An 11,528-nucleotide genomic window follows, 5' to 3' on the forward strand; every position below is an offset into this window, starting at 1 on the left:
AATAAACCAGAAAAATCGCGCTAACTTGTTCGTTTACCTGATGTTTATGCAAAAATATCGACACCGCTCACTGGTCTTGCGCGGACTGCGCTTGACATATCAATCTCGTTGACTTCATCGCCATAGGGCGCTGAGGACGCAAATTGCTGCCGATAAGAGGCGTTGTTATCACCAGTATCGTTGTTATTGCCCGCCATGTGCTGCTGAGCTTGTTGCCAACCGCTATTGTCACTTGCTACGCTGCTTTGGCCCAGATTGATACCGCTTTCTGCCATTGCCGTACGTAGATGAGGCAACGCAGCCTCTAGTGCACTACGTACCTGGCTGTTTGCCGATGCTAAATGAATTTGTGCCTGATTATCATCCAGTCGCAGCGAGATATGCAACGTGCCCAGCTCTTCAGGGTGCAATCGCAGCTGTACGTTTTGCTGCCCGTTACGGCTGAGCATGATGATTTGCTGACCGAGAGAATCCTGCCACTGGGTTGTGCCTAGTTGCGCATTTAACTGCGCACTGGCGCTGGGTTGCGCAATGTTGTTGGTTATCGACGTCTGCGCATTCTGCGCCAGACTCACTGGTGCCGTGTGTGCGGTCAACGGCACTTGGTTGCCAGTGCTATCCTGTTTGGTCGCATCGGCGATGGTGTGGGCCACCACTGCCGATTTATCCTGCATGGTGCTGCTGTCATCAACCTGCGCCTGAGCGCGTGACTGCTCGTTCGACGTCGCGCGGCTGTTCTTCTCAGTGGAGAGTGCTGTCGTCAGCGTATCACTTCCGCTGGTTACCGTATCCTGAGGGGCGAGCGAGCTAAATAAAGAGGCTGTTGTTGATGCGGTTGCGCTGTCATTGGTGTTCTGCTGCACTGCCTGATTCAGGCCCGGCAATGACAGCGATTGTGCTGCCTGAAGCAAAGACGACATCTCGCTGCTTACTGGCGCTGCTGTAGGTGTTGTCACTGGAGATAACATCGCCATCAGCGCTTGTACCGCTTGGGTATCGGTTGACGAAACCTCATCGCTACCCTTCTCAAGAGTAGCCTCTTTATCTTGAACAAAAGACTTGCGTAATGACGTCACCAGTTCCGACAACGTTTTGTCATCCAGATTATCTTGCCCATTAACGGCTTTAAGCAGCGTATTCAGATCCCGCTGGCTGAGATCAATATCTTGTGCTGACAACGCATCCAACAGCTTTTGCTTACTGTCTTTTCCGCTCAGCGCCGACGTATTGTCAGTTGGCACGGCGGCCGTGGCCGCTTTTTTCGGCAGGTGCAGCGATAACAGTTGAACGAAATCCTGAGGTAACTGATCCGTTGCAAGCAACCCCGAAGCCGAGCCTGCGGTGTCACTGACGCCAGTGCTTGCTGTTGTGGTAACGATTGGCAGCATCATAAATCTGTTTTCCTCAGAGAGGCCCGTTGGGCAAATTCATCCATCCGTTTTTGATCGAGGCGGTTCTCGTGCGCGAGTTGCCTGCTATCTTCTCTTTCTTGTAGCGTCTCGAACGCATTAAGACGCTTTTGTTTTTCCTGCCAGGTTTTCATCGCCAGATCCAAGCGTGAATTCCAGTGTTGCAGTTGTTTCTGATGCTGATCAATAGCAACGTCCAGCGTTTGAATAAACTGCTGGAAATTCTGCCAACTGGTGTTGGCCATGCCCTCAGACATCGTTACTTGTAACTTGCCGCGATAATCTTCCTGATAGTTTAACAGCATATTCAGTTGTTGTTCAGCTTGTTGATAGGCTTTACGCACTTGCCCTAATTGGGTCGCTGCTTTTTCGACCTCTTTTTGGGCCAATTCACGTAGTGTAACCAGCGGTGACTGCGTTTTCATCTGTCCTCCTACTCGCTACGGGGAAAAATGACGTTTAAAGCCTGACAAGAGGCTTCATAACCACTGCGTTCAAACATACCCTGCTGCAAAAAATTCTGAAGCTGCGGATAGAGGCGAATGGCCTGATCGAGCGTTGGATCGCTACCCGGAGCATAAGCGCCTACGTTTATCAAGTCCCGGTTACGTTGGTAACTGGAGAGTAGCTGCTTAAACCACCTTACCGAGGCGTAGTGCTTTTCATCAATGAGTGCGGTCATGGCACGGCTGATTGACGCTTCAATATCGATGGCCGGATAGTGACCGGATTCGGCCAACTGGCGCGACAGGACAATATGGCCATCCAGGATCGCACGCGCGGAGTCTGCAATCGGGTCCTGCTGGTCATCACCCTCGGTCAGTACGGTATAGAACGCGGTAATCGAGCCGCCACCGTGAATGCCATTGCCCGCGCGTTCAACCAGCGCAGGGAGCTTGGCAAATACCGACGGTGGGTAGCCTTTGGTGGCCGGTGGCTCGCCGATGGCCAACGCAATTTCACGCTGTGCCATGGCATAACGCGTCAGCGAATCCATGATCAGCAATACATGCTGACCGCGATCGCGAAAATCTTCAGCAATACGTGTTGCATAAGCGGCTCCCTGCATACGCAGCAGGGGAGAGACGTCCGCCGGCGCGGCAATGACCACTGAACGCGCTCGCCCTTCGTCACCCAAAATGTTTTCTATAAAATCTTTCACTTCACGACCGCGTTCGCCGATCAACCCAACGACAATCACGTCTGCTTTGGTATAGCGTGCCATCATACCCAGCAGCACGCTTTTACCCACACCAGAACCGGCAAATAAGCCCATACGTTGGCCACGGCCCACAGTTAACAGTGCGTTGATGGCGCGCACCCCCACATCCAGTACATCTTCGATCGGTGTACGTTGTAGTGGGTTGAAGGGCGCCGTCATCAGTGGGGCGCGATAGCCAGTTTCCGGGGGCGGTAAACCATCAAGCGGTTTGGCGCTGCCATCAAGAACGCGACCGAGAAGCTCCGGCCCTAAAGGCAATTGCTTCCCTTGCGCCACACCCTGCGTTGCCACCCGGGCATAGACTCGTGCACCTGGCGTGATGCCTTCCATCTCTTCCAGTGGCATCAGGAACAGGCTTTGCCCGTTAAAACCGACCACCTCACACTCAACTTCATCCGTTTTGGTACCCATGTGGCGTTCAATCAGGCAGGTAGCACCCAAGGGCATTTGCAGCCCGGTCGTTTCCAGCACGAGCCCAGTAGCACGCTTTAAACGCCCGTAACGACGCACGGACGGTGTCTCTTGGATGCGCTTTTCAAAAGCGTCCAATTCGGCAAACCAACGTGCGAGGTGATGGGTCATCATAACTCTCCCGGTGCGGCCAATCGGCATAGTTCATGCCAGCGTGTGGCAAGGCTGGCATCGAGATCGCCTTCCTCTGCGCTCACTTTGCATCCGCCGGGATGCAGTTGGCTGTCGGCTAACAACCGCCAGCCGTGCTGTTCCAGCGTTGGCCCAAGTGCTGCCTCTATGCGTTCGAGATCGCTGGGGTTGACCCGTAATTGCGCTTTCCCACTGAACAGCGGCTCTTGCTGGATCAACTGTTGAATCTGATGCTGCAACGCAGTGGCATCGCACAGCGGTGCCTGACCAATAATCTGTTTCGCAACAGTCAAGGCTAATTGCGTCAAGCGCGCTGGAATAGCACTGTCCATGGCATCCAGTGTCTGCTGGAACGAACTCACCAACTGCTGCATGTGTTCAATCATCGGCTGCTGTTGCAGCAAGGCATCTTGCGCACCTTGCTGCGTACCGGCGGTTAGTCCTTCCTGATACCCTGCGTCATAGCCTTGTTGGCGTCCTTCAGCAAAACCGGCTTCACGCGCCTGCCGCATGGTCTGCTCACGCATGTTTTCCAGTTCCGCTTCAAACGAGCGGAATTGGTTCACCTGCTCTGGTGCCGCCTCTTCCGGTTCGACGGCGTCAATTTCCGGTTCAGGTTCGACATCAAACGGTGATGCCAGGTCTTTTAGCTTCCAGGGCTTCCAGGCCATGTTGTCAGCGGCATCAGACATATGAATCCTCGCCGCCACCGATGATCATCTCGCCACTGTCGGCCAGACGACGCACAATAAGCAGGATGGCTTTCTGCTCGTTTTCCACTTGAGACATGCGAACCGGGCCGCGTGTCGAGAGGTCGTCGCGCAGAATTTCTGCTGCACGCTGCGACATATTGCGCAGGAATTTCTCGCGCAATGGCTCGTCGGAGCCTTTCAATGCCAACAGCAGCGATTCCGACTCCACTTCCTGCAACAGACGCTGGATACTGCGATCGTCCACATCGATAAGGTTTTCGAACAGGAACATTTCGTCGATGATTTTTTGCGCCAGTTCGCCATCGAACTCGCGCACCGCATCGATAACGGCCTCTTCCTGCTGACTCTTCATCAGGTTGATAATCTCGGCCGCAGTACGAACACCACCCATTTTGCTGCGTTTTACGTTCTGACCATCCAGCAAGCCATTCAATACATCGGTCAGTTCTGCCAAGGCCGAAGGTTGCACGCCTCCGAAGGTAGCAATACGCAGCATGACATCATTACGTAACCGTTCATCGAACAGTGCAAGAATATCCGCAGCCTGTGCCCGTTTTAAATGCACCAGGATAGTCGCGATGATCTGTGGGTGCTCGTCGCGGATAATATCCGCAGCAGTTTGCGGTTCCATAAAGTTGAGGGTTTCGATGCCGCCGGTCGTTTCGCGGCTTTCGAGAATATCTTCCAACAGGCTGGATGCACGCTCTTCGCCCAGCGCTTTTACCAGCACCGAACGCAGATAATCACCGGCATTGACGCTCAGCGCGGCGTATTGGTCTGCTTCCATTTCGAACTCTTTGAGCACTTCCGCTAACTGTTGCGGTGAGACCTGGCGCAGATTCGCCATCGCCGTACTCAAATGTTGCACTTCACGCGTTGAGAGGTGGGTAAATACCTCTGCGGCGCGATCTTCGCCCACGGTCATCAACAAGATGGCGCTCTTTTCTGTGCCTGTCATACTCATAGTTCAGTACTCATCCATTGGCGAATCACCAGGGCGACGACGCGCGGATCGTTTTCTGCCAGTTCGCGGATACGCTGGCTTTGCAACTCAGTGTTGATACGTTGTTGTGAGCGACGTTGCATTTCTTCTTCGTCTTTGCTCAAGTTGACCACAACATCCTTGGTGGCAGCATTACGCATTTGCGAGGCGGCTTGAGCCGCGGCCTGCTGTTCTTCCCGTTTCTTGATTTGCGGTCTGACTAGCTTACGCCACAGGATAAACGCCACCAGCAGTACCAGCAGCCAACGGCCGACTTCCACCATCAACTCAAAGAAGGCTTGTTTCTGCCAGAAGGGCAGTTCGCTGGCCGTATCGTTAGTGGACATGAACGGCGTGTTGACCACATTTAATGAATCACCACGGTCCGTTGAAAAACCCATGGCTTCGCGGGCAACGGTGTCAATTTGCTTGATCTGGTCTTCCGATAATGGGATCGGTTTGCCATCTTCACCGGGCGGCAGATAGTTGACAATCACGGCAACGGAGAGGCGCTTAACTCCGCCAGTGCTGTGTTTGGTATGCAGAATCGTCTTGTCAATCTCGTAGTTTGTGGTTGCATCATTACGTGAGTTTGACGTTTGCACCACCGTGTTCCCTTGTGTGCCAGTCGCTGTATTTTGCTGATTGGCATTTTGATTCGGGTTCTGGTTGGTGTTATTGGCATTTGCCGCGTTGTTTGCCGGTGTCGCAATCGGTGCCGTTGGTGCCGGAGCTGGCTGGTTAGAGAGGGCTCCCGGCACGCCACCGACGTTGGGACCACCGCGTTGCTCGCTCTGACTGGTTTGCTGTGAGCGAATGGCAGCCTGATTAGGCGCGGAGTTGGGTTGATACTGCTCGTCTGTCTGTTCACGTGCTGAAAAATCGATCTGTGCGGTGACTTGCGCATGTACGTTACCACCACCGACGATCGGGGCAATAATGGCCTCGATGCGCCGCTGATACATGGATTCGATTTCGGTCACGTATTTCAATTGGGTCGCATTGACATCACGTCCTGCGGCACCCGCAGAGGTCAGCAGGCGGCCCATCTGATCAACGACAGTAACGTTATCTGCGGGTAAACCGGATACGCTGCTGGAAATCATGTAGACGATGGAGTTGATTTGTCCTTCGTCCAAGGCTCGACCCGGTTGTAAATTCAGGGTAACGGAAGCTGAGGGCGCTTTTTGCTCTCGTACAAACAGTGAAGGTTTTGGAATGGCCAGATGCACTCGGGCAGTTTGCACTGGTCCGAGGGTTTCAATCGTGCGTGACAATTCACCTTCCAGCGCGCGCTGATAATTAATCTGCTCGCTGAACTGGCTGATACCAAATTTTTCCTGATCCAGCAGTTCAAAACCCACCGCGCCACCTTTGGGCAAGCCTAACTGCGCCAAGCGTAAACGGGTTTCGTACACGTTTGTCGCAGGGATCAGTATCGCATTGCCGCCTTCAGCAAAGCGGTAGGGAATATTCATCTTTGTCAGTTCACTGACAATGGCTCCACCATCGCGATCGTTGACGTTATTGTAAAGCACACGGTAATCAGGCCCTTTGGCCCATAACACCATGGCAACGACGATGGCAACCGCAGCTGCCGCAGCAATGAGCAGGGGTATTTTAGGATTAGCGCGCAAGCGGTTAAGTATCTCGCCAAACCCTTTCCCACCGGACGCAAAACCGGTTGTGGCGTTCATACTCGTTCTCTGCTTGGTTGTTGAGCGATAAATTTAACGTTGGTACGTAACAAAACAGCACTCCCTGATTGCGCAATCGATAAGACATGCACCTACTTTTGTCGGCATAGTATTATTTTCCGTAACGGTAAAAACGATGCTCCGATAAGGTGGCATTTTCCCCGTCTTTTACGCCTTTTAGGATAAAGCTGATATGGTAGCTTAGTGCACTGTGTTAATCGGGTGATTTTTGTGCGATGGGGAAGGCGATCCATCGCGTGATCATTTACGGTGTCATACGCGGGTGTAGCGTCTTGAGCGCACATGTCGTCGTGGTGCCGTTAGAAAAAGGTAGGCGATAATGTCAGTTCAAGGTATTGAGAGCGTTGTGCAGCAATTGCAGGCCACCGCGTTACAGGCTGGAAATTCCGCTATCGTGAAACCGACTATCGAGCCCGGTTTTGCCAGCGAACTCAAATCCGCATTGGATAACATCAGTGGTACGCAGCAAGCTGCGCGTGAGCAAGCGCAAAAATTTACCTTGGGTACGCCGGGCGTCGCTTTGAATGATGTGATGGTGGATTTGCAGAAATCTTCAATCAATATGCAAATGGGCATCCAGGTGCGTAATAAACTGGTTGCGGCTTACCAGGAAGTAATGAATATGTCGGTGTGATATCTCTAAATTTCGCATTCGCGCGATAAAAATGTCTTTTCGTCATTATTTGGCGTTGATAGATTTGTAACTCGCTTTTTTCTCAAAGGATAAGAGCGAGTTATTTACGTGAGACATAGGTATGAGTTGACATCGCTGTAGTAACTTATTCCATCAGTACTGGTGATGAAGTTACTCTATTCATGATTTCATTTGGTGGGTAGCTTTTATGTTCAACACACTCAAATAAATCCTACTTGTTGGCAACGACTTATTCTTCGTCTTATTATATCTCACAGTAAATGAGACATAATCGACGGTGTGACTATCGGCTCTCCACATCTCCAGGTAAAAAATTATTTCCTGCAAAGGAACCATACGTCTCATTGACACTTTTTTGTGCGACAGTGTTTTTCATCAACGAACTAAGCTCGTCCATACGTGAAAGTAACAGAGCTTTAACCTGTGACTCGTTTTCAATGATCTCACCAAGTACTTTCCGAAAGAGCAATTGCATTACACTATCAAGGTTGTCAGGAATTGGTGTTTTACTTAAATTTGTTACCTCTTGAATATAAGCAATCTCCTGCTCAACTAACTCTTCCCATTGCTTATTGGATGCTAAGCCAAGCATTTTTCGGCTAAGCATCTGAAGTTTTTGATAATCTTTTAGAAGCTGATGGAGATTGCTCATGATTATTTTCTCTGATCAGACTGACGATTAGGCTCAATTTGACACCATGCGTCAGCTATATTTTGCAAAAGAACTTCGACTTCCTCTATTGCATTTACATCATTGTGTAGATTAGCAATCATTAATCGTTGCGTCATATAGTCATACAGAGCAGACAGATTTTCTGCTAACTCACCACCTTTTTCCATATCTAATCCAGTTTTCAACCCATTGGTAATGATGTCAATGGCTTTAGATAAAGCCATACCTTTACCTTGGATATCTCCCTGTTGCAATAGTATGCGTGCTCGTACCATAGCACTACGAGCACCATTAAACAGCAGGACGATGAGTTGATGCGGACTGGCGCTCATTACCGCACTTTCCAAACCTACTTGAGCATAGGCTTGGCTGCCAGTTCTGCTATACATTAGTATTATCCTCTTTATGAGCTTTTATTAAGTGCAGCCAGCTGAGTAGTTAAATAACTACTGGTGCTATTCATTTGAGATACCAGCTTATCTAACTGTGTAAATTGGGTTTTATAACGGGTTATATTATCTTCAATACTCTGTTTGGTACGCTCTTCTGTTTTCTTCAATGTTTTTAGCGTTGCTGCAATACCTTCTTTAGCGATTTGAATCGTGCCTTTATCATCTCCGGATGTTTCTTTTAGCACGGAATCTAAATACGTATTGATCTGCGTGGCAAACCCCGTTGTTTTACCATCACCAACGAAAAATTCGGTTACAGGACCATTTTTTTCTTGTAATGATTTTTGTAATTTATCGCTATCAACTTCTAGTTTTCCACTAACAGGATTCTGTTTAATCCCCATTTCATTTAATGTACTGATACTCATTCCACTTTGTGCACTAGAAATTTGCATTTTTAAATTAGTTTGGATACCGCGTACTGTACCGTTACCCAGTAGGACTCCGTTACTCGGATCTGGGGTATCAGAATTAGGATCCGTAGCAGTAAATTTTGTCAAGTTGCCAATGGTTGTTTGCAGCGCATTGTAGGCATCGACCCATTCTTGCACGGCTTTCTTCATCGGAGCCGTATCGCTAGTAAGTGTTAATGTCTCTGGTGTATCAACGGCGCTTTCTGATTTCAAATTTAAAGTAACACCCTCAATCGCGTCATTGATCGTGTTACTTTGGCGAACTACTTCAATACTATTTAGTTTAATAATGGCATTTTCAGCAGCCGTCTGTTGCTTCATGCTATTTGTAGAACTGCCAGCTGAATAAGAGAGTTTTTGATTAAGCGTTTCATCACCACTGACACTGATTGTCATTTGTGAATTAGAACCTGTGCTCTTTGACGTAATGGTCAAATAAAAACTATTGTCATCAGCTTTAATGATGCTGGCACCCACATCACCATTCGCTTTGTTAATGGCATCACGGATGCCTTCTAAAGAGGTTTGCTCTTTTGTTAACTTGATTTCCAGCGGCTTGTCTTGACCATCTTGCTTAATGATCAAGGTTCGAGTTTCAGCATTATCACCCAGAGCCGTTTTGTTGCTGGTTTCTTTAGATGATATGAGAGAGTGGGCAGTAGCTAGATTCTGCACTTCAACGCTGTAGGTACCTGCGACGGCACTGCTAGAAGACGTAGCTGTGAAGGCCTTATTTTCACCACTGATGGCGGTTTTATTGATTTTATCTGCCTTTGTTAAGGCTTCATTAGCTGAGTCTAGCTTAGCAAGTGCAGTTTTCAACGTATCAAAAGCAGTATCACGATTGTTATACACTTTCTGTTGGTTGGTAACCGGTGTGATACGTGACTGTTCAAATGTAGTCAACTGGGTCAAGATATCGGTAAAGCCACTGGTGGAGCCTGTAAAACTGATACTAGCCATGATGATTCCTTTTATGGATGTCAAACGCCATGTAGTGCATATCGGCCATTATAAAAAAAAGTTTAGCATTAATGAAGAGAAAGGGGACTTAGTGCGCTTACACGTATGTTGAACAATGTTGCCCTGTCTTGATAGGAAAAAACTTCTTAAAAAAATTAAAGCTTTTTTCTAGCACGCCGATACAGGGTATGACGGTGATAAAGCCGTGGGCAAAGGCCCGAACTCTAAACCGACCCAAAACCGACTTGAATTGCAATAATAAGGAATATAATTATGGCAGTTATCAACACTAACAGCTTGTCGCTGGTAGCTCAAAACAACCTGAACAAATCTCAGTCTGCTCTGGGGACGGCTATTGAGCGTCTGTCTTCTGGCTTTCGTATCAACAGCGCGAAAGATGATGCTGCTGGCCAAGCTATCGCCAACCGCTTCACCGCAAACATTAAAGGCCTGACTCAGGCGGCACGTAACGCTAACGACGGTATCTCTGTTGCGCAAACCACTGAAGGTGCGTTGAACGAAATCAACAACAACCTGCAGCGTATTCGTGAATTGTCTGTACAGGCAGCGAATGGTTCTAACCAGGATGTTGACCTGGATTCTGTTCAGGCTGAAATTCAACAGCGTCTGGATGAAATTGATCGTGTTTCTTCGCAAACACAGTTCAACGGTGTGAAAGTACTGGCTAGCGATCAAGGGTTAAAAATCCAGGTTGGCGCTAACGATAGCGAAACTATTACTATCAACCTTCAAGAAATCAATAGTAAAACCTTGGGACTGGATGGGTTCTCTGTTTCGGCAGGTAAACCGAACCTGAGCAAAGCGGTTACAGAAATGGGGGATGGCTCAGGGGCTCCTACTACTGTTAATTTGAGCGCTGTAGCAACAAGTATTTCTACTGCTACGGGTAAGACAGTCAGTGCTAGCGATTTATCATTACATAATGTTCTTGATGCAAATGGTGCTCCTACCGCCAATTATGCCGTTAAATATGGTAATGATGTGTATGCGGTAGATGCTACAACTCCTGGGGCTGTTACTGCTATTGCGAATGATCTTACTGTCGTTGATGGTGATTTGACGGGTACGGTCACTGGACAACTGGTGAAAGTCGGTGCTGGTGGCGCAGGTTACGTCGAGTTTGGTGGGAAGAAATATGCAGGATCCCTGACGGACGGTACTTCAACGCCGATTACTGTCGGGACGACTGCTGAATTTACGGCATCGCCTACTGCTAGTCCTTTGGCTGCTTTAGATAAAGCCTTATCTCAGGTTGACTCCTTACGTAGCGATCTGGGTGCGATTCAGAACCGTTTTGAATCCACTGTGACTAACTTGAACAACACGGTCAATAACCTGACCTCAGCTCGTAGCCGTATTCAAGATGCAGACATCGCAACTGAAGTGTCTAACATGAGCAAAAACCAGATCCTGCAACAGGCGGGTACTTCTGTGTTGGCCCAGGCTAACCAGGTTCCGCAGACTGTGCTGTCTCTGCTGCGTTAATCGTTTGATTAATTTACTGCGTAAATTCTGGTTACGAATGTCTACGATCAAAAGTCAATGATGTTCGTAAAAAAAACCCTCGGTATCCATTCCGAGGGTTTTTTACTTAAGCGTAGATTTTACATCGAATGGATTTAGCCTTTATCGCCATCACATACCCCAAATAGCCCCCCTTTTACACCCCTATTCGCAGCATTGGACACTCTACGCAAACGCATA

Annotated in this window: 11 protein-coding genes; 2 read left to right on the forward strand and 9 right to left on the reverse strand. The window is 48.9% G+C overall.

Features of this window, described 5'->3' with window-relative positions; all coding sequences use genetic code 11:
- Positions 1-44: 44 nt before the first annotated feature.
- The 6 genes from J5224_RS21925 to fliF are packed head-to-tail and all read right to left on the reverse strand — an operon-like array spanning position 45 to position 6,626.
- Positions 45-1,391 carry a flagellar hook-length control protein FliK gene (locus tag J5224_RS21925; RefSeq protein WP_264627371.1) on the reverse strand — a complete coding sequence of 449 codons (1,347 nt, stop codon included), beginning with the start codon at positions 1,389-1,391 and terminating at the stop codon, positions 45-47.
- A complete protein-coding gene (gene fliJ, locus J5224_RS21930; protein ID WP_264627372.1) occupies positions 1,388-1,834 on the reverse strand; it encodes a flagellar export protein FliJ in 447 nt (148 codons plus the stop codon). Before fliJ ends, J5224_RS21925 begins: the two co-directional genes overlap by 4 nt.
- 8 nt (positions 1,835-1,842) lie before the next feature.
- Positions 1,843-3,213, reverse strand: a complete 1,371-nt coding sequence (gene fliI / locus J5224_RS21935) for a flagellar protein export ATPase FliI (protein ID WP_264627380.1) — start codon at positions 3,211-3,213, stop codon at positions 1,843-1,845.
- Entirely contained in the window at positions 3,213-3,926 is a 714-nt protein-coding gene (fliH, locus tag J5224_RS21940; protein WP_264627373.1) for a flagellar assembly protein FliH, read from the reverse strand. Before fliH ends, fliI begins: the two co-directional genes overlap by 1 nt.
- Positions 3,919-4,911, reverse strand: coding sequence for a flagellar motor switch protein FliG (gene fliG, locus J5224_RS21945; protein WP_264627374.1), 993 nt, complete (start codon positions 4,909-4,911; stop codon positions 3,919-3,921). Before fliG ends, fliH begins: the two co-directional genes overlap by 8 nt.
- Positions 4,908-6,626, reverse strand: a complete 1,719-nt coding sequence (gene fliF, locus J5224_RS21950) for a flagellar basal-body MS-ring/collar protein FliF (protein WP_264627375.1) — start codon at positions 6,624-6,626, stop codon at positions 4,908-4,910. The genes fliG and fliF overlap by 4 nt, the downstream gene beginning before the upstream one ends.
- Before the next feature lie 340 nt (positions 6,627-6,966).
- Between fliF and fliE the strand changes: the two genes are divergently transcribed.
- The gene (fliE, locus tag J5224_RS21955; protein ID WP_264627376.1) at positions 6,967-7,281 is read left to right on the forward strand and encodes a flagellar hook-basal body complex protein FliE; all 315 of its coding nucleotides are present in this window, start codon (positions 6,967-6,969) and stop codon (positions 7,279-7,281) included.
- A 304-nt stretch (positions 7,282-7,585) separates the two neighbouring features.
- Here the strand turns inward: fliE and fliT are convergent, their stop codons facing one another.
- The 3 genes from fliT to fliD are packed head-to-tail and all read right to left on the reverse strand — an operon-like array spanning position 7,586 to position 9,803.
- Positions 7,586-7,954, reverse strand: a complete 369-nt coding sequence (gene fliT / locus J5224_RS21960; protein WP_264627377.1) for a flagella biosynthesis regulatory protein FliT — start codon at positions 7,952-7,954, stop codon at positions 7,586-7,588.
- A gap of 2 nt (positions 7,955-7,956) precedes the next feature.
- Positions 7,957-8,364: a flagellar export chaperone FliS gene (fliS, locus tag J5224_RS21965; RefSeq protein ID WP_264627378.1), complete on the reverse strand. Its 408-nt coding sequence runs from the start codon at positions 8,362-8,364 to the stop codon at positions 7,957-7,959.
- Between the two features lie 14 nt (positions 8,365-8,378).
- Positions 8,379-9,803: a flagellar filament capping protein FliD gene (gene fliD / locus J5224_RS21970; protein WP_264627379.1), complete on the reverse strand. Its 1,425-nt coding sequence runs from the start codon at positions 9,801-9,803 to the stop codon at positions 8,379-8,381.
- Between the two features lie 270 nt (positions 9,804-10,073).
- Here fliD and J5224_RS21975 point away from each other — a divergent pair, with 270 nt between their 5' ends.
- Positions 10,074-11,309, forward strand: a complete 1,236-nt coding sequence (locus J5224_RS21975) for a FliC/FljB family flagellin (protein WP_264627381.1) — start codon at positions 10,074-10,076, stop codon at positions 11,307-11,309.
- Positions 11,310-11,528 lie beyond the last annotated feature (219 nt).

This window comes from Candidatus Symbiopectobacterium sp. NZEC135 (assembly GCF_025962695.1).